Origin of the sequence: Asanoa sp. NPDC049573 (genome assembly GCF_040676615.1) — a bacterium.
Classification (GTDB): domain Bacteria; phylum Actinomycetota; class Actinomycetes; order Mycobacteriales; family Micromonosporaceae; genus Asanoa.
Genome location: NZ_JBFAPI010000011.1, coordinates 162,827 through 186,915 on the forward strand (window position 1 = coordinate 162,827; position 24,089 = coordinate 186,915).

Genomic DNA, 24,089 nt, shown 5'->3' on the forward strand with positions numbered 1-24,089 from the left:
ACGTTGCTTGAGCCATCGAGGCGAGCGCTGAGGGCCGATCGCGGCCTACGTTGCTTGAGCCATGGAGGTGAGCGCTGAGGGCCGATCGCGGCCTACGTTGCTTGAGCCATGGAGGTGAGCGCTGAGGGCCGATCGCGGCCTACAGCGCTTCGGCAAGAGGGCAGCGCCGAGGGCCGACCGCGGCCTACGGCCCTTCCGCCAGTCGACGCGAGCGCTGAGAGCCAATCGCCTGCGGCGTGCCGAGGACCGTGCCTCGCGCGCCGGCGGATGCCGGCCGATGCAACCTCGCCTACGAGAACGGGACCCACGCCACTTCCCGCATCGACGTCGCGTCAGTGGCACGCATTCCCGTGTCCGAGACAGTCCACAATGTTCCCGAGACCATCAACGAGCGCCGAATCGCGCCCTCCCAGCCCATCGTGTTGGGGTGCTGCAGCGTCCCTAGCTCGTCCAACCCTGACCCCGACAACCGCAACGCCAACGCGCCCGGTTGGGACCGCGTGGCGATCGGGACGACCAGCAACTTCGTCTCCGGCCGGTACAGGAACGCATGGGGGTCGGACTCCGCCTCCGACCAGCCGTCCTTCACACGATGCTGGGCGACCCGGCGCGGACTGGCCAGATCGGTCACGTCGAACACCGACACCTGGGTGCCGAGGACGCGGCCGTTCGCGTCCGCGTCCTGGCCCACCCCGATCACGTGGTCGGCGTCGATCGGGTGCAGGTACGACGAGTAACCGTTGATCTTCAGTTCGCCGGCCACCGAGGGCGCTGACGGGTTGCGCAGGTCGAGGGTGTAGAGCGGATCTGTCTGGCGGAAGGTGACCACGTACCCGACCGGGCCCGTGAAACGGACCGCGTAGATCCGCTCGTTCCGGCCCAGGCCGCCGACGTGCCCGACTTGGGACATGTCCGCGGCGCGCAGCACGTAGACCGAGGACGACGTTGACCGCGTTGCGGCAACCCGCAGGTGGCCGTCGAACTCCGACATCGCGTATTGGTTGAGCAACGAACCGGGCACCGAACCAGACGCGACGAAGCGCGGCGGGCCCGATCCGGTGATGTCGAAGCGGTAGATCTTCGTCGCCTGGTCCTGCGGCGCGAAGGACGGGTCACCCAATCCGGCGCGCCAACTCTCGTCGTTGGCCACGTACAGGCTCGTGCCGCTGCCGTAGACGAAGTCACCGTCGGCCACGATCGTCGTCGGGTCGCCGGTGCCCAGGGCCGCGCCGATGTCGAAGCTCAGCACCGTCAGCAGCGACGTGCCGGAGTACGTCTCCGGCCTGCGGACCGCGCCGCAGTCGATCTGGCCACTCCGCTTCTCGCCGCGGTCGTCCGACGTCCAGCGCGGCAACCAACCATCCAAAGTGGATCGGTCGATGATGGCTCGGTTGGCGGCCAGGCGTTGCTTGTCGGTCCCATTCTCGCGATAGGGGAACTCGATCCGTGGCCGGCTGCGCACCACGACCCGCGCGGTCGCGCCGACCTGGCGGGCGTCGACCAGTGAACCGTCGATCGTGAAGGATCCGACGACCGTCGGGCTCGAGCCGCCCAGGTCGACCGTGACGAGCCGGAGCGTACGGGCGTTGTCCGGCATTTGTTTGAAGGGAGCTACCAAGTTGAGCCGTGACATCAACACCAGCGCCCGGTCGCCGGACAGCAGGAGGTTGGCCTCGTCGTAGCCGTCGCCGCCGAGGTCGACGCGGCCCGTGACCCGGCGGCTCGCAGCGTCGACGACCCGCAGGACGCCCGACGTGACCGTCACGATCCGGCGGCCGTCGGTCTTGACCAGATCGGGCTCGTCGACGCCGACCTCCTGGGTGTTGGTGCCCGAGTAGCCGGCTCCGGCCGGCTCGGGCGCCGCCTTGGCCGCATCTTCGATCGCGAAGCCGGTCGCCGTCCGGCGGGCGATTCCGGCGGACACGATGGCCTCGGCGAAGCCCCACGGCGTGACGACCGCCTTCGCCGCGCGCTTCAGACCAGCCAGCACGTCGGCGCACGAGTCGAAACCCACCAGGCGGAACGCCGGCGGGGGGAGAGCCGCCACCGGTGCGGGCGCGGGCGCAGGCGCGGGGGCAGCCGTGCACCCCGAGACAAGCAACAGAGCGACAACGGCGTACGCGCCGCGGCGGGCGATCGTCATGCCGGGTTGGACGCGCCCGCGGCCGGCGGCGTTCCGCTAGCTCGGCGGCGGCACCACGTTCGGCGCGTCGACCAGCCGGCTCAGCACGATCATGCTCCGGGTCGAGGTGACGAACGGTTCGGCCCGCAACCGCTCCAGGGCCTGCTCCAGGTGGGCGATGTCGGCGGCCCGCAGATGGACGAGCGCGTCGGCCTCGCCGGAGACCGTGTAGGCGCCGACCACCTCCGGATGCCGCCGCGTCGCGACGGTGAGCTGCGCGGGCGTGGTGCGGCCGGTGCAGTAGAGCTCGACGAAGGCCTCCGTCGTCCACCCGACGGCCGCCGGGTCGACGACCGCCGTGAACCCGCGGATTACCCCGGCGGCACGCAACCGATCGACGCGCCTCTTGACCGCCGGAGCGGAGAGCGAAACCCGTTCACCGATCTCCGAGTACGAGGCTCGGGCGTCAGCGACGAGTGACGCAATGATTCGCTGGTCTACGTCGTCGATCTGCAACGTTTCGCCTCTCGCAAGCAAGAGATTCGGCTGTCTTGACCACGAAGAGTACCTGATCATGGTGATCGTGAAGGACGAGCGGATGTCACGGATGCGGACATATCTCATGTGCCCGCCGGAGCGGTTCGAGGTCGCGTATGCGATCAATCCCTGGATGGATACGAGCGCGCCGGTCGACGCCGAGCTGGCCCTGAAGCAGTGGCAACTGCTCCGCGAGACGCTCACCGGGCTCGGCCACACCGTGCACGTGCTGCCGGCCGAAGACGGGCTGCCCGACATGGTCTACGCCGCCAATGGTGGCTTCACCGTCGACGGGGTGGCCTTCGGCGCCCGCTTCCGCTACCCCCAGCGCGCCGCCGAGGCCGCCGCCCACCGCGCCTTCTACGACCAGCACGGCTGGCCTTACGTCGAGCCGACGGAGATCAACGAGGGCGAGGGCGACTTCGCCTACCTGCCCGACGCGTACGGCGGAATGATCCTTGCCGGTCATGGCTTCCGCACGGAGTCCGTGGCGCACAGCCACGCCCAGGAGGCGCTCGGCCGCCCGGTGATCTCACTGCAGCTTGTCGACCCGCGCTTCTACCACCTCGACGTGGCCCTGGCCGCCCTCGACGACAAGACGATCACCTACTACCCGGGGGCCTTCTCCGCTGGCTCCCAGCGGGTGCTGGCCCAACTCTTCCCGGACGCGCTGATCGCCGACGAAGCCGACGCGCTGGCCTTCGGACTGAATCTGGTCAGTGACGGCCGCAATGTCGTCTTCAACGCCGAAGCGACCGGCCTCGGCGGGAAGCTGGCCGCGGCCGGCTACACGCCCGTCCCGGTCGAGCTGAGCGAGCTGAAGAAGGGCGGCGGCAGCGTCAAGTGCTGCGTGGCCGAACTGCGGCTCAGCCCAGCGTCGCCAGCTCGCTGATCACGACGTTCGACAACACCGGGCCGTCGCGGCGCACCTCGCGCAGGTACCACTTCTGCTGCGGGGTGCGGGTCTGGTTGAACTGCCACTCACCGCGCGGGCTGTCGATCACGCCGATCTTGCCCATGGCCAGGTTGACCGCCTGCGGCGTCGGGTCGGGCCCGGCGATCCGGACGGCCTTGTCGATCGCCTGAGCGGCGTCGTAGGAGGCCACCGCGTACGTGGTCGGCGTCGCGTCGTAGGCACCGCGGTAGGCGGACGCGAACTCGCGGTTGGCCGCGTTGTTGAGGTCGGGCGAGTAGTTGAGCGCAGTGAAGATCTGGTTGGCCTCGGCGCCCTTGAGCTCGCTGAGGACCTCGCCCTCGGTGAGGAAGCCTGGCGCGTAGACGGCGCCCGTGAAACCGTCGGCGTGCAACTGGCGCAGGAACTCGACGCCGGCCTGTCCATTGTAGAAGCAGTAGATCGTCTTGGTGCCGCCCTTGCGCACCTGGTCAATCTTGGCCCGGAAGAAGTTCTTCGTCGGTTCGGCGACGTACTCCGTCCACACCGGACCGGCGGCGATCCGCGGGTCGGTGGTGCCGAACGTGCTGCGGAAACCCTCGACGGCATCGCGGCCGGCCTCGTAGTCGGGTGCGATGATGCCGACCTTGCCGTCGGTCTCCTGGGCGACCCAGCGGCCGAGCGCCTGGCCGGGCTCATTGTTCACATAGGACGTACGCCAGATGTAGACAACGCTCTGCAGGTCGGACGGCGACGCCGCCGAGCCGATCAGCGGGATCCGGGCCTGCTCGACGGTGTCGCGGATGCCGAGCATGACGGTCGAGTTGACGACGCCGGTCAACGCCAGCACACCCTGCTTGAGCAGCCCGTCGAGGGCGGCCTTGCCGGACTCGACCGTGTCGCCCTCGTCGGCCACCACGAGCTGAACCTGGTGACCGCCGAGCCGCTGGTCGTTCATCTCGAGGAAAAGGTTGAAGCCTCGGGCGATCTCGTCGCCGATGCTCTTGTAGCCCGCCGTCTGGGGGGCGATCAGACCGATTTTGATCGGCTTGTCGCTCACCAGCTGGTTGCCGGCGGCCGCCTCATCGGTTCCCTTGCCGCAACCCGCGACGAAGCCCGCGGCACCCAGCGCGGCGAACAACCGCAACGCCTGGCGACGATCCATCTGCGACACGGAACGACCCTCCCCGACCGGTGGGCTAGTTGCCCACACTCCCCCGGGTTCCTACCGTCTTAACGACGCTGCGTCAATGAAGATGATCACTGATGCAACGACCGCAACGCCTCCGTCACCTTGCGCCAGGCGGCCGACCTCGGATCGATGAGTTCGAAATGACCCACATTAGGAAGCTCGGAAAGGGCAATCTCGCTCCCGGCGGCCCGCCCGGCGGCCGCATACCGCCGACTCAGGGAGATCGGAACCTGCACATCCGCCGTCCCATGCACGATCACGGTGGGTGACCGCAGCGGCATCGTCGGCAGCGGTTCCGCCGCGGCGTAGGCCTCGGCCCGCGTGGTCGGGTCGCCGCCGAGCAGGGCGGCCACCGCACCGCCGTCGAGGTCCAGCCGATGCGCCTCGGCCAGATCCGCGACCGGAGCCAGCGCCAGCACCGCGGCGGGCACGGTGAGCGCCACGCGGGCGTGCGCGCCGGGCGGCACGTCGGTGGGCGTAGCGGGCGCGCCGGGGGCGGTGGGCGCCTCGCGGGCGTGCGCGCCGGGCGGCACGTCGGTGGGCGTGGTGGGCGCGCCGGGGGCGGTGGGCGCCTCGCGGGCGGGCGCGCCGGGCCGCACCTCGACGGACGCGGCAGCCGCGTGGGCGGCATACCAAAGGGCGAGATGACCACCGGCGGAGTGACCGATCAACACCGGCGCGCCGGCAGCCGGCGCGGGGCGCCCCAGCGCCGCCGCCACCGACGCGACGAGGGCCGGCAGGGCCGCCAACCCGGCCACGACGTCGTCGAAGGTCGTGGGCCAGCCACCGTCGGCCCCGGGCCCGGTCCGACGGTATTCGAGCTGGGCGACCGGATACCCCTCGGCCACCAGCGCGGCCGCGAGATGGCCGGTGTGCGACCGGTCGTATTCCGCCCGCCAGAACCCGCCGTGGATGACCACGACCAGCGGCGCGGAGCCGGTCAGCGGCAACCGGACATCGGCGACGTGGTCGGCGTGCGGGCCATAGGAGACCACGGCGTCCGGCGGCGGCGCGGGGAGAATCAGCACGTCGCGCGGGTCCGGTTCGCGTGCGGGCATGTGCGGAACGCTAGCTTGCCGGGTCCGGGGAGCACACCCGGCGGGCGTTGGGGAAAGATGGAGGTATGAGCGAGACCCCAGGAGCGCCGGACGCGCAGGCCGAAACCAACCGCCGGTCGGGCACCGTTGTGGTGGTCGGGCCGGACGGGCGGCCGGTCGGCACGGTCGACACCGACGGAGGCGGCGGCGAGGAAGACCCGGGCCGCCAGATCGAGCAGCCCGCCAAGGTCATGCGGATCGGCAGCATGATCAAGCAATTGCTCGAGGAAGTACGCGCGGCGCCGCTCGACGAGGCCAGCCGGGTCCGCCTGCGCGACATCCACCAGCGCTCGATCATCGAGCTGGAAGACGGCCTGGCGCCGGAACTGCGCGACGAGCTGGAGCGCCTCTCGTTGCCGTTCAGCGAGACGGCGACGCCGAGCGAGGGCGAGCTGCGCGTCGCGCAAGCTCAGCTGGTCGGCTGGCTGGAAGGGTTGTTCCACGGCATCCAGGCCGCCCTGGTGGCCCAGCAGATGGCGGCCCGCATGCAGCTCGAGCAGATGCGCGGCGGCCAGCGCGCGCTGCCGCCCGGCGCGGTCCCGGGCATCATCCCCGGCCTGCCCGGCGCCGGACCCAACCAAGGCCAACCCGGCACCGAAGGCCGCGGCACCGGCCAATACCTCTAAGCAGCGAGCAAGGCCCGCTTGGCGGCAGGCCCGCTTGGCGGCAGGCCCGCTTGGCGGCAGGCCCGCTTGGCGGTAGGACAGCCAGGGGCAGGCGGCCACGCGGCAGGGCGGAGGCCAGCACCACATCGCAGCGGCCAGCAAGGTCGCAGCAGCGGCCAATACCTCTGGGCCAGAAGGCCGCTAACGGCCGGAAGGCCGCTCGACGCGGCCAACGAGGCCGCTCGACGGCGGTCAACAATGCCGCTCGACGCGGCCAACGAGGCCGCTCGACGGCGGTCAACAATGCCGCTCGACGCGACCAACAATGCCGCTCGACGCGACCAACGAGGCCGCTCGACGGCGGCCAACAACGCCGCTCAGCGGCGGCCAACAACGCCGCTACGAGTCGAGCAACGACTCGATGTAGATCGCGACCCCGTCGTCTTCGTTGGAGGCGACCACCTCGTCGGCGACCTCCTTCGCCGCCGGGTGGGCGTTGCCTACGGCGACCGCCCGGCCGGCCCAGGCCAGCATCGGCACGTCGTTGGGCATGTCGCCGAACGCCGTGACCGCGGCAGCCGGCACGCCGAGTCGGTCGCAGTACCAGGCCAGGCCGGCGGCCTTGGTGACACCGGAGGCGGAGACCTCGACCAGGCCCGACAGCGACGAGTGGGTCGCCTCGGCGATGCCGTGCAGGGCCTTGCCGATTCGGGCGGTGAACTCGTCGGGATCGCGCTGGCCGGCCCGCACCAGCAGCTTGACCGCCGGCTCGGTGAGCAGTTCGGCGACCGCGTCGACGGCGCGCACGCCGCCGTGCGCGCTGTCCCATTGGATCGGGTACTCGATCTGGTGCCGCATCTCCCGGCCGTCGACGATCTCGACCGCCAGGGCCGCGTCGGGCACCTCGTCGGCCAGCCGCCGGGCGATCTCGGCGAGCACCTCGGGCGAGAGCGGGTCGGCCCGCAACACCTGGTCGCGCGAGGGGTCGTAGACCACCGCGCCGTTGGCGCAGACTGCCGGCAGGGGAGTGGCGAGCTGCTCGTAGACCAGCTTCAGCCAGCGGATCGGGCGACCGGTGACGAGCACGACCGGCAGGTCTGCCTCGGCGGCGCGGTCGAGCGCGGCCGCGGTGCGGGCGCTGATCGTCTTGTCGGCGCGGAGGAGGGTTCCGTCTAGGTCAGTGGCGATCAGCATCATCGCGAGAGTAGCCGGTCGAGGTAAACGGCCACCCCGTCGTCGTCGTTGCTGAGGGTGATCTCGTCGGCCGCGGCCCGCACCAGCGGGTGCGCGTTGGCCACCGCGACCCGGCCCCAGCCGGCCCAGCCGAACATCGGCAGGTCGTTGGGCATGTCGCCGAAGACCAGCACGTCGCCGGGGTCGACGCCGAGCGTCTCGGTGACCACCGCGAGGCCGGTCGCCTTGTCGACGCCGGGCGGGAGGATCTCGATGAAGCCGAGCCCGGCCTGGGTGACGGTGGCGACCGACGGGCGCACGATCCGGTGGGCCGCGGCCAGCAACTCGTCGACGTCGTGGCCGGGTGCCCGGGCGAACGCCTTGATCACGTCGCCGGCGAAGCAGTCGGCGCGGCTGCGCGCCTCGAAGCGGTCGGGATAGCGCCAGGCCGGGTCGGGATCGCCCCACAGCGGCTCCTCGTGCCCGTCGAGCGCCTCGACCATCACGCTGAGCGGGCCGACCGCGGCTTCAAGGTCGGCGACCACCGACGCGAGCACCTGGCCCGGCAGCCGGGCATCACGCAGCACGATCGGGTCGAGCGGGTCGGTCTGGTCGACGACCCGGCCGCCGTTGGCCATGACCAGGAAGTCGGCGTCGCGGATGTCGTTGCGGGTCAGTTCGGCCAGGCGCGGGCCACGCCCGGTGGCACCGACGACGGGTATGCCGGCGGCGCGCACCCGGTCGAGGATCTCATGGGTGAAGGCGGACACCGTGTCGTCGCTGCGCACGATCGTGCCGTCGAGGTCGGTGGCGACCAACTTGGGCAGGCCCGGCCGGGGCATGGCTCCTCCTCGCCCCGACCCGTGACGGCTGCCGGGAGGAAGCCGCGAGCGGCCGGGCAGCAACCGTACCTCGCATGGGGTTGCCCAGCCATGACGTTTGGGAGAAATCGGTGCAACCGGGCGGCTGCCACTCAGCGGCGGAAAGGCAGGTCAGGACCGCTTGATCGGCTCCAGCACGTCGCGACCGCCCAGGTAGGGCCGCAGCGCCTTGGGCACCACGACCGAGCCGTCGGCCTGCTGGTGGTTTTCCAGGATCGGCACGATCCAGCGGGTGGTGGCCAAGGTGCCGTTGAGGGTCGCGGCGGTCTGCGGCCGACCGGCCTCGTCGCGGTAGCGGATGTTGAGCCGCCGCGCCTGGTAGGTCGTGCAGTTGGAGGTCGAGGTGACCTCGAGGTAGCGCTGCTGCGACGGCAGCCAGGCCTCGCAGTCGAACTTGCGCGCCGCGCTGCTGCCCAGGTCGCCGGCCGCGGTGTCGATCACCCGGTAGGGCAGCTCGACCTTGGCCAGCATCTCCTCTTCCCAGGCCAGCAGCCGCAGGTGCTCGTCACGGGCCTGCTCGGGCCGGCAGTAGGAGAACATCTCGACCTTGTCGAACTGGTGCACCCGGATGATGCCCCGCGTGTCGCGCCCGTAGGAACCGGCCTCGCGGCGGAAGCAGCTCGACCAGCCCGCGTAGCGGACCGGCTCGCCCAGGTCGAGGATCTCGTCGGTGTGGTAGGCCGCGAGCGCCACCTCGCTGGTGCCGACCAGGTAGAGGTCGTCGGCCTCGAGCCGGTAGACCTCGCTGGCGTGCGCGCCGAGGAAGCCGGTGCCCTCCATCGCCTCCGGTTTGACCAGCGCCGGCACGATCGACGGGGTCAGGCCGTATTCGACCGCCTGGGCGATCGCCATCTGCAGCAGGCCGAGCTGGAGCAGGGCACCGACGCCGGTCAGGTAGTAGAACCGGCTGCCCGAGACCTTGGCACCGCGCTCGACGTCGATCGCGCCGAGCAGCTCGCCCAGCTCGAGGTGGTCGCGGGTGCTCGAAAGGGAGGGCTTGGTGCCGACCTCGCGCAGCACGACGTAGTCGTCTTCGCCGCCGGCGGGCGCGCCGTCTTCGATCACGTTGGAGATGCGCAGCTGCGCGTCGCGCAACGCCGCCTCGGCACCGGTCACCGCCGCCTCGGCCGCCTTGACGTCGGCCGACAGCTCCTTGGTGCGGCCCAGCAGGGCCTCTTTCTCGGCGCCGGTCGCGCGCGGCATCAGCTTGCCGAGCTGCTTCTGCTCGGCGCGCAACAACTCGAAGCGCTGCACCGCGGCCCGGCGCCCTTCGTCGGCCGCGATCAGGTCGTCGACGACAGACTCGGACTCACCCCGGGCCCGCTGGCTGGCGCGCACAACATCGGGATCGTCACGAAGCAGTCGAAGGTCAATCACGGTGAATCAGCCTACCGGGACCGGTTGCCGGCAAGCGCGCGGATATCAGCGCGGCCGGCCGTCGTCGCTCTCCGGGTGGAGGAACGGCCGGGCGGGCTCGACCGTGAGGTCGAGCGGCGCCGCCGCGGCGATCTCGGCGGCCGTCTCGTCGCGGCCCGGCCGCGGTGCCTGCCATGCCCAGTCGGGCGCGGCGGGCGCCGGTGAGTCGGGCCGCACCGGGCCGACCGGACCCTGGCCGACCAGGTAGAAGGTGAGCGCCGCGAGCACCAGCGTGGCGAACGCCGCGGTCAGCCCGGGGCTGCCGTCGACGTCGAGGTCGACGTCTTGGCCGAAGAAGTTGCGCTCCATCGAGTGACCGATCGTCATGGTGAGCGCAACCAGCACCGCGACCAGCCCGCCGATGAGGGTCAGGCCGCCGAGCCGGATCGCGGGACGCGCCGCCGGGGGGCCCAACAGCGCCAGCGTGCTGCCGACGGCGAGGACCAGCAAGCCGAAGAGGTAGGCGGTGCCCAACGAACCGACATCCATGATCATGAAGGTCATCGGGGTGCCGACGGAACTGCCGTCCGCGCCGACGTCGCCCATCGGCATGACGATCGAGTACCAGGGCGCGACCAGCGAGCCGAACCCGGCGACACCGGCCAGTGCGGCGACGACCGGTGCGACCCGGCGGTCGGCGGCGAGCCGGCGCAGCCGGTTGCCGAAGCGGCCGCTCATGGGCCGGTCGGGCACGGGCTCACCGTCGCCGAAGGCGACGACGGCTGGGCCGGACTGGTCTGCGGACATGCGTCTCAGGATGCCATGGCGCGAGCGGGTGTGGGGTGTCCCGTTGATCAGGCCCGGCGGCGCCGGTCCTTCATGATCTGCCGGACGACGTTGCGCCCGGGAATCCCGGTCACGCCTCCGCCGCCGTGCGTCGCGCTGCCCGCTTGATAAAGACCTTTGACGGGGGTACGCAGGTCCGCGTAACCGGCGGCCGGGCGGCAGTGGAACATCTGACCCGGCGTCAACTCGCCGTGGAAGATGTTGCCGCCGACCAGCCCGTACTCCTGCTCCATCCGGTGTGGACCGATGACCTGGCGCCCGATGACCGAATCGGTGAAACCCGGTGCCACTGCCTCCAGACGGGCGACCAACCGGTCGGCGTAGGCCTCGAGGTCGGCGGTGTGCGGCTCGGCGGCGTAGGTGTGCGGCACCCACTGGGTGAACGCGCTGACCACATGCTTGCCCTCGGGCGCCAGGGTGGGGTCGAACACCGACGGGATGCAGATGTCGGCGAACGGCAGGCTCGCCGGGCGGCCGGCGACTGCCTCCTGGAACGAGCCCTCGATCTCGTCGAGCGAGTCGGCCAGCACGATCGTGCCGCCGTGCACCTCCGGCGCGTACGAGGGATGGCTGGTGAAGGTCGGCAGCTTGTCGACGGCGAAGTTGACCTTGACCGTGCCCGAGCGGCTGCGCCACGCCTCGATGTCGGCGACGAAGTCGGCCGGCAGGTCGGCGCGGTCGAGCAACTCGAGGAAGGAGATCCGCGGATGGGCCGTGGTGATCACGGTCGGGGCGCGGAACTGGGTGCCGTCGGCGAGCGTGACGCCGACCGCCGTACCCTCGCGGGTGTCGATCCGGGCCACCGGCGACCCGGTGCGGATCTCCGCGCCGAACGCGCGCGCGCTCGACGCCATCGCCTGGGTGACGCCGCCCATGCCGCCCCGCGGGAAGCCCCAGCCGGCCTGCTGGCCACCGGTCTGGTCGAGGTGGTGGTGCAGGGTGACGAAACCGGTGCCGGCGCTGCGCGGCCCGGCCCAGGTGCCGATCACGCCGGAGACGCTCAGGATGCCGCGCAGCGCGTCGGACTCGAACCGGTCTTCGACCAGGTCGGCGATGCTCGCGGTGAACAGCCGGGTGAGGTCGACGGCGGCCCGCACGTCGACCCGGCGCAACTGGCCGGCGAGGCCGAGTTGGCCGGCCAGGTCGAGCGGCCGCTTCGACCCCAGCTTCGGCGGTATCTCGTGCAACAGCGGGCCGACCAACCGGCCGAGGTGGCCGAGCCAGGCGTCCCAGCGCTCGTAGGCGTCGGCGTCGCGGGCGGAGAACCGGCTGATCTCCCGGTGTCGCTCGGCCGGGTCGTCGGGCAGCCGCAGGTAGCGGCCGTCAGCGCGCGGCGCGAAGTAGGGTCCCTGCGGGTAGACGTGGTAGCCGTGTTCGGCCAGGCGCAGGTCGCGCACCATGTCGCCGGGCAGCAGGCTGACCACATAGGACAGGCTGGTGACCGTGAAATCGGGGCCGAACGGACGCTCGGAGACGGCCGCGCCGCCAACGGTCTCGCGGCGCTCGAGCACCAGCACCCGGCGGCCGGCGCGGGCCAGATAGGCGGCGGCCACCAGGCCGTTGTGGCCACCGCCGACGACGATGACGTCGTACGCCGTCATCAGCCCTGAACCACGTTGATGTTGAAAGCCAGGTTGCCGTCGAGCGCCCGCATGATCGACACCCACAGCGGCATGTACATCTCCATGCCCCGGGACTCTTTGATCCCGCCGAGGTCGAGCACGCTGCCTTTGGCCCAGCCGAACTGGCCGAGCAGCCCGATCACCACCTGTTTGGCGTCCGCGTCCTCGCCGGCGATGAAGATCGTGTGCTGCCCGGGCACCAGGCTCGGCTCGACCATCACGCTGCCGTTGACGGTGTTGAGGCTCTTGACCACCCGGGCGTCGGGGAACGCGCGCTGGAGTTGCTCGCCGACGCTGTCGGTGTTGCAGACGGTCAACCGCAACTCGCCGCTGGCGAAGTCGAGCGGGTTGCTGACGTCGAGCACCACCTTGCCGGCCAGCGCCGCGTTGCCGCCGGCCATCTCCAGCGCGCCGACCGCGTACTGCCCGGCGGTGGCGTTGATCACCAGGTCAGCGCCGGCGACCGCGTCGGCGAAGGTGCCGCAGGAGGCCGCGTGTGCTTCGGCCCACTCCACGGCGCGTGGATTGCCCGCTTCGCGGGCACCGAGGGTGACTTCATGGTCGAGGTTGCGCAACCGGGTGCCGAACGTCTGGCCGACCGTGCCGGTGCCGAGGATGCCGATCCGCATCCAGCAATCATGCCGGACGGTGGACTAGCGTCGAGGGCATGCCAATTCGCACTTCATCCGCCCGCTGGTCGGGCAACCTGACCGAAGGTTCCGGCACGATCCGCACCGGCAAGGGCGGCTTCGAGGGGAACTACAGCTTCAAGTCGCGCTTCGAAGAGGGCGAGGGCACCAACCCCGAGGAGCTGATCGGCGCCGCGCACGCCGGCTGCTTCTCGATGGCGTTCTCGAAGGGCCTCGCCGACGCCGGCCACACGCCCACCTCCGTCGAGACGACGGCGAAGGTGCACCTCGACAAGACCGACGCCGGGATGACCATCACCCGCATCGACCTGGAGTCGGTCGGTGACGTCCCGGGCATCGACGACGGCGAGTTCCAGAAGATCGCGCAGGGTGCCAAGGAGAACTGCCCGGTCTCGCGCCTGCTGTCCCCCGGCGCCGAGATCACCCTGACCGCCCGGCTCGCCTGAGTCGGTCTTCCGTCACGACCGGCACGGCACAATAGGAGCCGTGCCGGTCGAGATGAGTCGCGAGCGCTTCGAAGAGCTGGTCGCCGACGCCCTCGACCAGGTGCCGGAAGAGTTCCTCAAACTGATGAACAACGTGGTGATCCTGGTCGAAGACCGGTCGCCGCGGGGCACCCGGCTGCTCGGCCTCTACGAGGGGCACGCGCTGACCGATCGCGGCTGGAACTACGCGGGCGTGCTGCCGGACCGGATCACCATCTACCGCCTGCCGATCCTGTCGATCTGTCACACCGAAGAAGACGTGGTCGACGAGGTCGCGGTCACCGTCGTACACGAGATCGCCCATCATTTCGGGATCAGCGACGAGCGCCTGCATCAGCTGGGCTGGGGTTAGGTCAAGGTCGGTTTCGCGACACTGCGGGCTTGCCGTTTGCGCAGGATACCTACGCTCTTGGCAGTACACAGACCTTGTCGATGGAGGAACGCCCACATGCGTAGCGCCCTGTTTTCCGCGGAGAACCTGGAGAAGGAGTCCGAGCAGCCGGGCATGCGGCTGCAGAACTCCAAGATGCTCAAGATCGAGCTCAACGGTGAGTGCATGGCCCGCACCGGGTCGATGGTCGCCTACCAGGGCCAGGTGCAGTTCCAGGCGCTCGGCTCGGGCGGCATCGGCAAATTCCTCAAGCAGAAGCTGACCGGTGAGGGTGTCCCGCTGATGAAGGTCAGCGGCCGCGGTGACGTCTTCCTCGGCGACCGCGCCGCCGACATCCACCTGGTCGACCTCGACCACGGCGACCACCTGTCGATCAACGGCGCCAACGTGCTCGCGTTCGACTCGTCGCTGCAATACGACATCAAGATGGTCCAGGGCATGGGCATGCTGTCCTCGGCCGGCCTGTTCAACTGCGTCTTCTCCGGCCAGGGCCGGATCGCCATCACCACCAAGGGCACCCCGGTGGTGCTCTCCGTCGACCAGCCCACCTACGTCGACCCGCAGGCGGCGATCTGCTGGTCGGCCGGCCTGCAGACCGGCTACCACCGCGCCGACCAGCTCGGCATCGGCACGCTGCTCGGCCGGAGCACCGGCGAGGCGTTCACCATGAGCTTCGCCGGCCAGGGCTTCGTCGTCGTCCAGCCCTCCGAGGAGCCCCCGGGCGGCCTGGCTGGCGCGAGCGGCGGCCAGCAGCAGAGCGGCGGCGTGCTGGGCGGTCTGCTGGGCTAGCTGGTCGCGCCTCCGGCGCGACGGCTTCGCGCCCTTCTTGCTGCCGCGGTGTGGCTCCGGGCGCCGGCGACTTCGTCGCGGCGTCCTCACCACACCGCGGCAGCGGGCGCTTCGCGGGTCTTTGGTCGCTGTCCGCGGGGCGCCGAGTCCCACTCGGGGCCAAACCTTCAGCGGTCGCGCCGGTGCCACCGGTCGCGCGGTCGCACCGGTGGCGCGGGGCGCGCCTGATCCCCTGGTCGCCGGGCGGGGCTGGCGGCCTACTCTGTGCCTTATGCCTGGAACGCCGCCCACGAGATATGTCTTCCTCGGGCCCGAGGGGACGTTTGCCGAGCAGGCGTTGCGGATGATCCCGGCCGCCGAGCGGGGGCAGCGGACGCCGGCCCGCAGCGTGCCGGAGGCGCTCGACGCGGTCCGGTCCGGTGATGCCGACGCCGCGCTCGTGCCGCTGGAGAACTCGATCGGCGGCGGCGTGGGCGTCACGCTCGACGAGATGGTCGCCGGGTCGCCGTTGGTGATCACCCGCGAGGTGGTGCTGCCCGTCGAGTTCGTGCTCGGCGCCCGCGCCGGGGTGAGCCTGGCGAGCGTCCGCAGCATCGCCGCCCACCCGCAGGCGTCCACGCAGTGCCGCGGCTGGTTGCGCGACAACCTGCCCGACGCGGTCGTGGTCGACGTGCTGTCCAACGGCGCGGCCGCGCGCAGCGCGGCTACCGGCGAATACGACGCCGCGATCTGCGCGCCGATCGGCGCCGGCCAGCAGCGGCTGACCGTGCTGGCCGAGAAGATCGCCGACCACGGCGACGCGGTGACCCGGTTCGTGCTGGTCTCCCGCCCCGGCCCGCCGCCGCCGGCGACCGGCGACGACCGCACCTCGCTCGCGGTCTACATCGCCCACGACCGGGTCGGCGCGCTGCTCGCCGTGCTGATGGAACTGGCCGTGCGCGGCGTCAACCTGACCCGCATCGAGTCCCGGCCGACCGGCGAGGCCCTCGGCCGCTACGCGTTCTTCCTCGACTGCACCGGCCACGTCGCCGACGACCGGATGGGCGAGGCGCTGCGCGGGTTGCGCAGGGTCAGCGCCGAGGTGCGCTTTCTCGGCTCGTACCCCCGGCACCGCTGGACCGGCTCGGAGGGTGACGGTCCGGTGCCGGCGCCACCTGGTCAGTCCGATGTGGACTACGCCGACGCGGCCGCCTGGCTCGACCGGATCCGGCGCGGTTAGCGGCCCGGCGGCAACGCGTCGCAGGTGGCCGAGCGGATGCCGGCCGGCGCCGCGGCGCGCACCTCGATGCTGCACACGTCGGTGCCGGCGGTGACCAGCCGCAGCGACGTCGGGGCACCCTCGGTGACGGCCTGCAAGGGGCCGTTGCTCGTGTCCAACACGGTCCACTGCCAGGTGCCCGCGCACAGCGGGCCCACCGTCGTGCGCGCCGAATAGGACGAGGGCAGCAGGCCGCGCCGCTTCAGCAGCGCGACCACCTGCTCGGCGGACGGGCGCCCGGCGCAGGCGATGGCCGGGCTGTCCGGGAAGCCGGGCATCGTCGAAGGCGTGGTCACCGGCACCGTGGGCGGCGTCGGCGGCAGCGTCGGCGTCGGGCTGGCGGTGGCCGACGGGGTGGGCACCACGCTGCCTGGCGGGTTCAGCTCCGGTGGCGTGCCGCAACCAGCCGCGACCAGGGCGACGAACGCGGACGCGGCGAGGAGGAGGGGGCGGCGCACGGTACCTCTGGGTCTGGCATCGACGGGGATGATGACCGGATCATCGTATGCCCGGTCAGGTGGTGACCGGATGGCCGGCCTGGTCGAGCGTCGCCACGGCTTCCGCCAGCCGCACGCTAGGCACCAGGATGTAGTCGGTGTCGTAGGTCGAGAACGCCATGATCGTTACCCGGGCGGCTGCGAGCGGTGCCACCATCGAAGCGAGCACGCCGGTCAGCGCGAAGTCGAGCGGGCCGGCGACCCGCAGGCAGCGCCAGGGCGCCTCGGCGGTCGCGCCCTCGGGGACCCGGTCGGCCCGGCAGATCACCGACACCTCGTCGGCGGTCCAGGTCACCGAGACCACGCCGGCGCCGTCTCCGTTGCCGGGGCCGACCAGGTCGGCGGGCAGCGCCGAGCCGGCGGGCAGCCGGCAGACCGCGTAGTCCTCCGGCAAAAGATCAAGGGCAGGCATGACAGGAAGAGTACGACCCGCGAGGCGCTCGGAAGAACTTTTTCGCCGCCGGTAGTGCAGCGGCGATCCCGTTCGTCGTAGAGGTGGAAGTTGACGCGAAGCGGAAGGGAACTAGAGATGAAGTACCTGTTTCTGATCTGCACGGAGGCGCCGGGCAACGAGCCGGCCACTGAGTCCCTCGAAGCGGCGGGCGGCCCGATGGACGTGGACGACTGGGTGACGGAGATGGACGGCCGGGGTGCTCGGCTCTCCGGCAACCGGGTCCGGCCGGGCACCGACGCCACCACCGTGCGGGTGCGCAACGGCGACGTGGTGGTGCTCGACGGCCCGTACGCGGAGACCAAGGAGCAGATCGCCGGGTTCGACATCATCGAGGCGGAGAACCTCGACGAGGCGATCGAGATCGCGTCGAAGCACCCGATGGCCTGGGGCGGCATGGTCGACGTGCGGCCGTTCTGGGTCGAATGACCGGGATCGACGCAGAGGTCGCCGCCGTCTACCGCGCGGAGTGGGGCCGCGTGGTGGCGGCGGTGATCCGGCTGACCGGTGACTGGGACCTCGCCGAGGAGTGCGCCCAGGACGCGTTCACGAAGGCACTGGAGCGCTGGCGGCACGAGGGCGTGCCGCCGCGCCCCGGCGCCTGGCTGATGGTGACCGCGCGCAACCGGGCCCTCGACCGGGTCCGCCGGGCCGCCGTCGAGGCGACCAAGCTGCGGGAGGTGGTGCGGATGAGACAACCAGAGCCGTTGGCGCCGCAGGGCATCCCGGACGACCGGCTGGAACTGATCTTCACCTGCTGCCACCCCGCCCTCGACCAGGACGCCCAGGTCGCGCTCACCCTGCGGACCCTGGCCGGGTTGAGCACGGCGGAGATCGCCCGGGCCTTCCTGCTGCCGGAGAAGACGATGGCGCAGCGGCTGTTCCGCGCCAAGAACAAGATCCGAAACGCCGGCATCCCGTTCCGGGTGCCGCCCGACCACCTGCTGCCGGACCGGTTGGCGGCCGTGCTCGCGGTGGTCTACCTGCTGTTCAACGAGGGGTACGCGGCCTCCGCCGGCACCGACCTGGTGCGCGTCGACCTGACCGCCGAGGCGATCCGGCTGGCCGAGGTGTTGACCGCGCTGATGCCCGACGAGCCGGAGGCGCTCGGCCTGCTCGCGCTGCTGGTGCTGCACGACGCCCGGCGGGCCGCCCGCACCGACGCGGCCGGCGACCTGGTCTCGCTGGAAGACCAGGACCGGGCGCGCTGGGACCACGAGCGGATCCGGGTCGCCGACACCCTGCTGCGGCGGGCGCTGCGCCGGGGCCGGCCCGGCCCCTACCAGATCCAGGCCGCGATCGCGGCGGTGCACGCGACCGCGCCTACGGCGGCCGACACCGACTGGACCGAGATCGCCGGTCTGTACGCCGAACTGGCCAAGGTGGTTCCGTCACCGGTGGTCGAACTGAACCGCGCGGTCGCCGTGGCGATGGCCGACGGGCCGCAGGCGGGCCTGGCCCTGGTCGACCGGCTGGCGGCGACCGGCGCGCTGGCCGGCTACCACCTGTTGCCGGCCACCCGGGCCGACCTGCTGCGCCGGCTCGACCGGCCGGCCGAGGCCGTGCGGGCCTACGACGAGGCCCTGGCGCTGGTCACATCGGACACCGAACGCGCCTACCTGCGGCGCCGCAGGGCGGCACTGACGGACGACCGCTAGACCGGCGCGAAGAAGGTGAGCGAACCGGCTACCTTGCCGTCGAGCAGCAATGGTGTGGCGATCGCGTCGACCGTGTCGTTGGCGTTGTCGCGGTGCACCCGGAGCAGGCCGCGGGCCTGGCGCCCGGAGGTGACCGCGAGCAGCGGCGGGATCTTGTCGACCTCGGTCTCGGCGAGTTCGCTGCGCGCGGCGGTGAAGTCGACCAGGCGCAGACCGGCGTCGAGCAGCGGGCGACCCACCGCCGTGCGCTGGTCGGACAGGCCGAGCAGGGCGCAACACGAGGCGGACGCGGCGACGATGGTCATCGAGTCATCGATGACCAGGCAGGGCTCCTCAGCCGCGAACACCGTGTCGGCCCAGCGACCGAAGCTGGTCGGCGCGGGGTGTGGCGGCCACGTGTCGGACCACGTGGGTGACGACCAGGCAGCCCCCGCAGGTGGGCCCGTGGTCGGCTCCACGGCGTCTGACTCGCCAGGTGCCGAGAACTCAAGCTCAAGGTCGACGTGCGCCACCGCGCCTCCTGTGCATCGCCGGCAGTTGCCCCACCGTTACGCTAACCGGTGTTTCGCGTGCCGACGACCCTCCGGTCGGCCAGTGCTTCAGATGGTAGTAGCGGCGCGGTCAACGGCGAGTGGCGAGTTTAGTCGAGGCGGTCCGCCCGTCCTCGTACCACCGGTAGCCGCCGCTGTGCGCGACGTTGAGCCACGTGCTCGGCTGGCTGGCGACGTGGGACAGCTTTTCGGCGGTGGCCGAGCTGATCCGGTCGCCACCCGCGACGAGCAGGCGGTCGAGCTCTCGGTGGGTCGCGACGAGACAGTCCTTGGGCAGTCCGTAGACGCTGATGACGCCAGAACCGACGAACGTCAGCACCGGGGTCACCGGAATCGTGTGGCCGACGGCGCTGCTGAGTGCCTTGGCCGCGCGCTTGGCGTCACGGCGCGCCTCGGAGACATAGGGCGGGCGCTTCCCGCTGATCTGCACCACGTCGCCGGCGACCATCACCCGGGAGCGGCCGTGGTCGGCGATCGTGACGGCGAACAGGCCGCTCGGCCCGATCACCAGGAAACCGGCCTGGTCGTCGGCGCCGGTGAACAGCGCGTCGAACGAGTCGGTGCGGGGCCACTCCACCACGTGCCACGAGGGGCCGAGGTGTTCGATGCGGTTGAGAGCACGGGCGCCGGCCGCTTCGATGCGGCGGGCGTCGCGCTCGGCCCGCCGGCGGCGGGCCCAGTCCAACGGGCGGGGGCGGGCGGCTTCGAGCAGATCTGGCTGGGGGGCTTCTGCGCTCGGCAGGGCTCGTCTGGGGGTGAGAGGGACGGCTCCACGCGCAGGAAATACGGTCATCGCTGCCTCCGGCAAGGGCGAGCTTTGGCTGTCTAACTACCGTACGTGGTCACACCGGTACTCCCACAAGATGCAACGAGGGAATGAGTGGGGATGAATGCCGCATTCACGCTACGGCTCTTTTCCCGGATGGTGACAACCACGGCCTAGGCTCGGGCCTTGTGACGAACTATGTCGGAAGCGAAGTCGGCCGATTGGGCACCGTGCTCTTGCATCGGCCCGGTCGGGAACTGGCCCGGCTGACCCCTCGAAACAACGATTCGCTGCTCTTCGACGGGATCCCGTGGGTGGGCCGGGCCCAAGAGGAACACGATACCTTCGCCGCCGCCCTCCGCGCCCGTGGCGTCGAGGTCCTCTACATCTCCGAGTTGCTCGCCGAGACGCTGTCGGTCCCCGAGGCGCGGGCGGAGATCACCGCCAGCGTCGTCGACGACCCACGGCTCGGCGACACCCTGCGCCGCCGGGTGGCCGACCACCTCACCTACCTCGACCCGTCGGGGCTGGCCGGCGTGTTGATCGGCGGCCTGGCCCACGACGAGTTGCGCACCAGCGTCGACCGGCCGGGCGGGCTGGTCTACTCGCTGATGGCCAGCAACGATTTCGTCATCGACCCGCTGCCCAACCTGCTGTTCACCCGCGACTCGTCGGTCTGGGTCCGCGACCGGGCGGCGGTGACCAGCCTCGCGACGCCGGCCCGGCGCCGGGAGACGACGCTGACCAACGCGATCTACCGGTTCCACCCGCGGTTCGTCGGGACCCGGTTCGTCTACGACCCCGGTCTCGAGCCGGTCGAGGGCGGCGACGTGCTGCTGCTGGCCGACGGCGTGATCGCCATCGGGGTCGGCGAGCGTACGACGCCCGCCGGTGCCGAGCGGCTGGCCCGCCAGGTCTTCGCCGCCGAACTCGCGCACACGATCCTGGTCGTCCCGATCGCACAGGAGCGGGCGACCATGCACCTGGACACCATCGTGACGATGGTCGACGTGGACGCCGTCATCATGTATCCGAAATATGCGGATTCGCTCCAGGCCTACACCGTCATCGCCGGCCCCGACGGCGAGCCGCAGGTCGACGGGCCGGCGCCGTTCCTGCGCGCCGCGGCCGACGCGATGGACATCGACATGCTGAGGGTCATCGACACGGGCCTCGACCCGGTCACCGCCGAACGCGAGCAGTGGGACGACGGCAACAACACCCTGGCCCTCTCGCCGCGGCTCTGCGTGGCCTACGAGCGCAACGTGGAGACCAACGCCCAACTCGAACGGGCCGGCATCGAGGTGATCCGGATCCCCGGCTCCGAGTTGGGCTCGGGCCGGGGCGGACCGCGGTGCATGTCGTGCCCGATCCTGCGGGACGCGACCGGCTAGCGGAGCGTCAGCTGGCGGCCGACCAGGCCCTGGCGGGAGCGGCGGGCGGCGGAGTCGAGCGGCGCCGGGTCGGCGAGCGCGTCGGCGTAGCGCTTGGCGAACGCCGCCAGCGGTGCCTCCCACTCGGCCGCCTCCGGGTCGCGCGGGATGTCCCAGACCGGGACCAGCCGGCCGTGTGCCCGGAACATGCCGGCGAACTTGGTGCCCTCGCCGAGCAGCAGGTCGCCGCTGGCCGACAAGCGGGCCAGCGCGCCGAGCGCGGCGTCTTCCTCGTCGGGGAGCACCCAGCGGACGTGGCCGCGGTCGGGGACCCGGCACCAGTAGGCGGCCTTTGCCGCGGCGAGCCGCACGGTCGGGTAGATCGAGGCGTTCGCCCGTTCGAGTGACGCCTTGACGTTGGGGTCGTCGCCCGGGTCCCCGTCGAGCCAGAACTCGAAGCCGTCGTGCAGCGTGATGGCGAGCGGGCCGTCGACGATCAGATCCTGCAGGCGGGGGCCGTGGCCGGCGTGCGCCGGCACCGAGACCGGGCTGCCCGGGTTGGTCTGCAGCGCCCGGACCAGCGCCACGGCCAGGTCGCGGGAGACGTCGCCCGACTGCACGTGGCGCTGCAGGCCGACGAAGATCCGGCCGTCGGGCTTGGTCATCGCCGGCCAGGCCATCGGCAGCACGGTCGCGAGGGTGACCGGGCGGTCGCCGAACTCTTCGATCAGCTGCGGCACGAGCTTGAGCGGCGCGGAAGCGGCCGGCACCAGCTCACGCAGCGCGATCCACTCGACCTCGTCGGCGAAGCCCTCGAACGGCCGCGCTGAGAACATGTCGGGGCGCTTCTCGCGCTTGGGGGTTCCGTCGCTGTTGACGCGGCGCTTCTTGCTCATGGGGAGACAGCCTATTGCCACCGCCCGGTATCCGGCCCGTTGCGGGGTGGCGTTTCACGCCAGGGAGTGGGAGTGCTCGCCGAGCATGGCCCAGACGCTCTGGCCGTGGCGGTCGTGTTCGACGCCCCAGCGGTCGGCCAGCTTGCTGACGATCTGCAGTCCGCGGCCGTCGAGCGCGTCCGGGCCGGCGGGCCGGGACCGCGGCCGGACCTGACCGCCACCGCCGTCGGTGACCCGCACCTCGACCACCCCGCCGGAGCTGACGCTCCAGGCCACCCGGATCACCCCGCCGGGCAGTGCGCGGGCGTGCCGGACCGCGTTGCCGACGAGCTCGCCGGTGACGGCGACCACGTCGTCGAGCTGCGCCGAAGGCACCGTGCCGGCGAGTTCGGTGGTCAGGCGGTGCCGCGCGGCGCGGGCGCCGCGGGCGTGGTGCGGCACGACCACGTGCCAGGACCGTTGGGCCGCCGCCGTCGTCACTCCCGCCTCCCGAACCGTCGCTACGCACCGCCACGACGCTCAGCCACGAGGTAGCCGGACCTCCGCGACCGTGCCGCCGCCGTCCCTTGGCCGGAGCGACACCCATCCGTTCTGTCGCTCTATGACCCTTCGTACCAGGTAAAGCCCTAGTCCGGCCCCCGGATAGCGCCGCCGGTCACCCGATTCGGCCTGCCAGAAACGGTCGAACGCGCGCTCCACATGTTCGGGTCGTACCCCGATGCCCCGATCGGAAACGCGGAAGACGACCGTGCGCTCGTCACTGTGCGCGGTCAACTCGATGGGCGAGCCGTCGCCGCTGTATTTGTCGGCGTTGGTGACCAGCTCGGTCAGGATCGTGGTGATCGTGCTCCGGTCGCCGACCGCCTTGGGCAGGTCGACCGGCAGCCGCACGAGCAGCCGGCGGCGCAGCGCGGTGGGCAGGTCGCGTTCGGCCAGCCGGAGCGCCTCGACCAGGTCGAACGGCGCCGGCGGGGAGCTGGCCGCCGGACCGGCCTCGTCGGCCGAGGAGAGCAGCCGGTCGACCAGCCGGGCCAGCTCGCCGGCCCGCTGGCCGATCACGTCGGCGGCGTGCCGCCGCTCGTACTCCGGAAGCTCGTCCCAATGGCTGTTGAGGGTGTCGGCGTAACCCTTGATCACGGTGACCGGGGTGCGCAGTTCGTGGCTGGTCAGCGCGACGAACAGGTCGCGGTCGCCCTCGCGGCGGTGCTGGTCGCTGATGTCGCGGAAGGTGACCACGACCGAGTCGACGGTGCCGGTCAGCTCGCTCGCCGCGATCCTCAGCCACCGGCCGTCGGCGAGCCGGTGGTCGAGCGTCTGGTTGAGCACCGGGATCGGGAACGGCAGGGTCGCGTTGAGCACGTCGGCCTGGCTGAGGCCGGTGACCTGCTCGGCGGCCGGGTTCCAGAGCCGCACCTTGCGGTCGTAGTCGATGATCGCGAGGCCGTCGGTCAGGGCGGCGACCACCGGGCCGTCGCCGTGCACGGGCAGGCCGGCCTGGTGGCCGTACATGTGTGCGAGGTTGGTGCCGACGAACTCGATCAGCGTGTGGTGCTCGATGGTCGGCAGGTCGTCGACGCTGGGGTAGAACGCGTGCAGGCTGCCGATCACCATGCCGGCCAGCGACAGCCGGGTCGAGAGCATGGTGTGCAGGCCGCGGCCGGTCGCCTGGTGCGGGAACGTCCCCTCGATGCGGTCGAGGGTGAGCACCTGCGTACGCAGGCCGGTGAGCATCCGCATCGACGTCGGTGACTCGGTGTCGATCGGGCGGCCCAGGGACCAGTCGGCGGCACCGGTCGCGGCGATGATCCGGCCGCCGGACAGGCCGTACTCCGCGAAGGTCATGCCGACGGCGCCGAGGGCCGACTGGGCCAACTGGAGCAGGATGTCGAGCGTGGGCAGCCCGGCATCGCCGGCGTTGATCCGCTCGATCACCTCGGCGTGGCCGGCGATGAAGGTGGCGTAATCCGGGCGCGCGGGCATGGTCCCGAGTGTGCACAACCC

The 24,089-nt window shown here is 71.4% G+C and carries 26 protein-coding genes; 9 read left to right on the forward strand and 17 right to left on the reverse strand.

Annotated features, from left to right (window positions below; genetic code table 11):
* Positions 1-289: 289 nt before the first annotated feature.
* Positions 290-2,014 carry a beta-propeller domain-containing protein gene (locus AB0J74_RS24080; RefSeq protein WP_363451503.1) on the reverse strand — a complete coding sequence of 575 codons (1,725 nt, stop codon included), beginning with the start codon at positions 2,012-2,014 and terminating at the stop codon, positions 290-292.
* 165 nt (positions 2,015-2,179) lie between these two features.
* Entirely contained in the window at positions 2,180-2,638 is a 459-nt protein-coding gene (locus AB0J74_RS24085) for an Lrp/AsnC family transcriptional regulator (RefSeq protein WP_363451505.1), read from the reverse strand.
* Positions 2,639-2,696: 58 nt separating this feature from the next.
* On the opposite strand from AB0J74_RS24085, the gene ddaH reads away from it, so the two are divergent.
* Entirely contained in the window at positions 2,697-3,551 is an 855-nt protein-coding gene (gene ddaH, locus AB0J74_RS24090) for a dimethylargininase (protein ID WP_363451507.1), read from the forward strand.
* Here ddaH and AB0J74_RS24095 read toward each other — a convergent pair.
* Positions 3,526-4,725: an ABC transporter substrate-binding protein gene (locus AB0J74_RS24095; protein ID WP_363451509.1), complete on the reverse strand. Its 1,200-nt coding sequence runs from the start codon at positions 4,723-4,725 to the stop codon at positions 3,526-3,528. The genes ddaH and AB0J74_RS24095 overlap by 26 nt on opposite strands.
* An 86-nt stretch (positions 4,726-4,811) precedes the next feature.
* Positions 4,812-5,801: an alpha/beta fold hydrolase gene (locus AB0J74_RS24100; protein WP_363451511.1), complete on the reverse strand. Its 990-nt coding sequence runs from the start codon at positions 5,799-5,801 to the stop codon at positions 4,812-4,814.
* 65 nt (positions 5,802-5,866) lie between these two features.
* Between AB0J74_RS24100 and AB0J74_RS24105 the strand changes: the two genes are divergently transcribed.
* Positions 5,867-6,466: a bacterial proteasome activator family protein gene (locus tag AB0J74_RS24105; RefSeq protein WP_363451513.1), complete on the forward strand. Its 600-nt coding sequence runs from the start codon at positions 5,867-5,869 to the stop codon at positions 6,464-6,466.
* Positions 6,467-6,844: 378 nt separating this feature from the next.
* Here the strand turns inward: AB0J74_RS24105 and AB0J74_RS24110 are convergent, their stop codons facing one another.
* From AB0J74_RS24110 to AB0J74_RS24135, 6 genes are all read right to left on the reverse strand, one after another.
* Entirely contained in the window at positions 6,845-7,642 is a 798-nt protein-coding gene (locus AB0J74_RS24110) for an HAD family hydrolase (protein WP_363451515.1), read from the reverse strand.
* A complete protein-coding gene (locus AB0J74_RS24115; protein WP_363451517.1) occupies positions 7,639-8,460 on the reverse strand; it encodes an HAD family hydrolase in 822 nt (273 codons plus the stop codon). The genes AB0J74_RS24110 and AB0J74_RS24115 overlap by 4 nt, the downstream gene beginning before the upstream one ends.
* Positions 8,461-8,610: 150 nt before the next feature.
* The gene (gene serS / locus AB0J74_RS24120; protein WP_363451519.1) at positions 8,611-9,876 is read right to left on the reverse strand and encodes a serine--tRNA ligase; all 1,266 of its coding nucleotides are present in this window, start codon (positions 9,874-9,876) and stop codon (positions 8,611-8,613) included.
* 45 nt (positions 9,877-9,921) lie between these two features.
* A complete protein-coding gene (locus AB0J74_RS24125; protein WP_363451521.1) occupies positions 9,922-10,662 on the reverse strand; it encodes a hypothetical protein in 741 nt (246 codons plus the stop codon).
* A 47-nt stretch (positions 10,663-10,709) separates the two neighbouring features.
* The gene (locus AB0J74_RS24130) at positions 10,710-12,302 is read right to left on the reverse strand and encodes an NAD(P)/FAD-dependent oxidoreductase (RefSeq protein ID WP_363451523.1); all 1,593 of its coding nucleotides are present in this window, start codon (positions 12,300-12,302) and stop codon (positions 10,710-10,712) included.
* Entirely contained in the window at positions 12,302-12,952 is a 651-nt protein-coding gene (locus AB0J74_RS24135; protein WP_363451525.1) for an NAD(P)-binding domain-containing protein, read from the reverse strand. Before AB0J74_RS24135 ends, AB0J74_RS24130 begins: the two co-directional genes overlap by 1 nt.
* 38 nt (positions 12,953-12,990) lie before the next feature.
* On the opposite strand from AB0J74_RS24135, the gene AB0J74_RS24140 reads away from it, so the two are divergent.
* From AB0J74_RS24140 to pheA, 4 genes are all read left to right on the forward strand, one after another.
* Positions 12,991-13,419 carry an OsmC family protein gene (locus AB0J74_RS24140; RefSeq protein WP_363451527.1) on the forward strand — a complete coding sequence of 143 codons (429 nt, stop codon included), beginning with the start codon at positions 12,991-12,993 and terminating at the stop codon, positions 13,417-13,419.
* Between the two features lie 52 nt (positions 13,420-13,471).
* Positions 13,472-13,810 (forward strand): metallopeptidase family protein, encoded by a 339-nt coding sequence (locus tag AB0J74_RS24145; protein WP_363451750.1) that lies wholly within the window; start codon positions 13,472-13,474, stop codon positions 13,808-13,810.
* A 96-nt stretch (positions 13,811-13,906) separates the two neighbouring features.
* Positions 13,907-14,638 (forward strand): AIM24 family protein, encoded by a 732-nt coding sequence (locus AB0J74_RS24150; protein WP_363451529.1) that lies wholly within the window; start codon positions 13,907-13,909, stop codon positions 14,636-14,638.
* 271 nt (positions 14,639-14,909) lie between these two features.
* On the forward strand, positions 14,910-15,857 hold the full coding sequence (pheA, locus tag AB0J74_RS24155) for a prephenate dehydratase (protein WP_363451531.1): 948 nt from the start codon (positions 14,910-14,912) through the stop codon (positions 15,855-15,857).
* Here pheA and AB0J74_RS24160 read toward each other — a convergent pair.
* Entirely contained in the window at positions 15,854-16,354 is a 501-nt protein-coding gene (locus AB0J74_RS24160; RefSeq protein WP_363451533.1) for a hypothetical protein, read from the reverse strand. The genes pheA and AB0J74_RS24160 overlap by 4 nt on opposite strands.
* Positions 16,355-16,409: 55 nt before the next feature.
* Positions 16,410-16,805, reverse strand: coding sequence for an ACT domain-containing protein (locus AB0J74_RS24165; RefSeq protein WP_363451535.1), 396 nt, complete (start codon positions 16,803-16,805; stop codon positions 16,410-16,412).
* 117 nt (positions 16,806-16,922) lie between these two features.
* Between AB0J74_RS24165 and AB0J74_RS24170 the strand changes: the two genes are divergently transcribed.
* Together AB0J74_RS24170 and AB0J74_RS24175 are read left to right on the forward strand one after the other, a co-directional pair.
* Entirely contained in the window at positions 16,923-17,273 is a 351-nt protein-coding gene (locus AB0J74_RS24170; RefSeq protein WP_363451537.1) for a YciI family protein, read from the forward strand.
* Entirely contained in the window at positions 17,270-18,502 is a 1,233-nt protein-coding gene (locus AB0J74_RS24175; protein WP_363451539.1) for a sigma-70 family RNA polymerase sigma factor, read from the forward strand. The genes AB0J74_RS24170 and AB0J74_RS24175 overlap by 4 nt, the downstream gene beginning before the upstream one ends.
* On the opposite strand, the gene AB0J74_RS24180 is transcribed toward AB0J74_RS24175, so the two are convergent.
* Positions 18,499-18,807, reverse strand: coding sequence for a hypothetical protein (locus tag AB0J74_RS24180; protein WP_363451541.1), 309 nt, complete (start codon positions 18,805-18,807; stop codon positions 18,499-18,501). The genes AB0J74_RS24175 and AB0J74_RS24180 overlap by 4 nt on opposite strands.
* 316 nt (positions 18,808-19,123) lie before the next feature.
* The gene (locus AB0J74_RS24185; protein ID WP_363451543.1) at positions 19,124-19,846 is read right to left on the reverse strand and encodes a hypothetical protein; all 723 of its coding nucleotides are present in this window, start codon (positions 19,844-19,846) and stop codon (positions 19,124-19,126) included.
* Positions 19,847-20,007: 161 nt separating this feature from the next.
* Between AB0J74_RS24185 and AB0J74_RS24190 the strand changes: the two genes are divergently transcribed.
* Positions 20,008-21,213 carry an arginine deiminase gene (locus tag AB0J74_RS24190; protein ID WP_363451545.1) on the forward strand — a complete coding sequence of 402 codons (1,206 nt, stop codon included), beginning with the start codon at positions 20,008-20,010 and terminating at the stop codon, positions 21,211-21,213.
* Here AB0J74_RS24190 and AB0J74_RS24195 read toward each other — a convergent pair.
* Genes AB0J74_RS24195 through AB0J74_RS24205 form a run of 3 tightly spaced genes read right to left on the reverse strand, consistent with a single transcriptional unit; the run spans position 21,210 to position 24,068 of the window.
* Entirely contained in the window at positions 21,210-22,088 is an 879-nt protein-coding gene (locus AB0J74_RS24195; RefSeq protein WP_363451547.1) for a DUF5926 family protein, read from the reverse strand. The genes AB0J74_RS24190 and AB0J74_RS24195 overlap by 4 nt on opposite strands.
* A 54-nt stretch (positions 22,089-22,142) precedes the next feature.
* On the reverse strand, positions 22,143-22,568 hold the full coding sequence (locus tag AB0J74_RS24200) for an ATP-binding protein (protein WP_363451549.1): 426 nt from the start codon (positions 22,566-22,568) through the stop codon (positions 22,143-22,145).
* 39 nt (positions 22,569-22,607) lie between these two features.
* Positions 22,608-24,068: an ATP-binding protein gene (locus AB0J74_RS24205; protein WP_363451551.1), complete on the reverse strand. Its 1,461-nt coding sequence runs from the start codon at positions 24,066-24,068 to the stop codon at positions 22,608-22,610.
* Positions 24,069-24,089: the final 21 nt, after the last annotated feature.

Coding starts and splice junctions, on each gene's coding strand:
- AB0J74_RS24205 (WP_363451551.1), bottom strand. CDS start 24,068: ATGCCCGCGCGCCCGGATTACGCCACCTTCATCGCCGGCCACGCCGAG.
- ddaH (WP_363451507.1), top strand. CDS start 2,697: ATGGTGATCGTGAAGGACGAGCGGATGTCACGGATGCGGACATATCTC.
- AB0J74_RS24140 (WP_363451527.1), top strand. CDS start 12,991: ATGCCAATTCGCACTTCATCCGCCCGCTGGTCGGGCAACCTGACCGAA.
- AB0J74_RS24195 (WP_363451547.1), bottom strand. CDS start 22,088: ATGAGCAAGAAGCGCCGCGTCAACAGCGACGGAACCCCCAAGCGCGAG.
- AB0J74_RS24125 (WP_363451521.1), bottom strand. CDS start 10,662: ATGTCCGCAGACCAGTCCGGCCCAGCCGTCGTCGCCTTCGGCGACGGT.
- AB0J74_RS24180 (WP_363451541.1), bottom strand. CDS start 18,807: ATGACCATCGTCGCCGCGTCCGCCTCGTGTTGCGCCCTGCTCGGCCTG.
- pheA (WP_363451531.1), top strand. CDS start 14,910: ATGCCTGGAACGCCGCCCACGAGATATGTCTTCCTCGGGCCCGAGGGG.
- AB0J74_RS24135 (WP_363451525.1), bottom strand. CDS start 12,952: ATGCGGATCGGCATCCTCGGCACCGGCACGGTCGGCCAGACGTTCGGC.
- AB0J74_RS24185 (WP_363451543.1), bottom strand. CDS start 19,846: ATGACCGTATTTCCTGCGCGTGGAGCCGTCCCTCTCACCCCCAGACGA.
- AB0J74_RS24175 (WP_363451539.1), top strand. CDS start 17,270: ATGACCGGGATCGACGCAGAGGTCGCCGCCGTCTACCGCGCGGAGTGG.
- AB0J74_RS24110 (WP_363451515.1), bottom strand. CDS start 7,642: ATGATGCTGATCGCCACTGACCTAGACGGAACCCTCCTCCGCGCCGAC.
- AB0J74_RS24115 (WP_363451517.1), bottom strand. CDS start 8,460: ATGCCCCGGCCGGGCCTGCCCAAGTTGGTCGCCACCGACCTCGACGGC.
- AB0J74_RS24105 (WP_363451513.1), top strand. CDS start 5,867: ATGAGCGAGACCCCAGGAGCGCCGGACGCGCAGGCCGAAACCAACCGC.
- AB0J74_RS24130 (WP_363451523.1), bottom strand. CDS start 12,302: ATGACGGCGTACGACGTCATCGTCGTCGGCGGTGGCCACAACGGCCTG.
- AB0J74_RS24150 (WP_363451529.1), top strand. CDS start 13,907: ATGCGTAGCGCCCTGTTTTCCGCGGAGAACCTGGAGAAGGAGTCCGAG.
- AB0J74_RS24145 (WP_363451750.1), top strand. CDS start 13,472: ATGAGTCGCGAGCGCTTCGAAGAGCTGGTCGCCGACGCCCTCGACCAG.
- AB0J74_RS24170 (WP_363451537.1), top strand. CDS start 16,923: ATGAAGTACCTGTTTCTGATCTGCACGGAGGCGCCGGGCAACGAGCCG.
- AB0J74_RS24100 (WP_363451511.1), bottom strand. CDS start 5,801: ATGCCCGCACGCGAACCGGACCCGCGCGACGTGCTGATTCTCCCCGCG.
- AB0J74_RS24165 (WP_363451535.1), bottom strand. CDS start 16,805: ATGCCTGCCCTTGATCTTTTGCCGGAGGACTACGCGGTCTGCCGGCTG.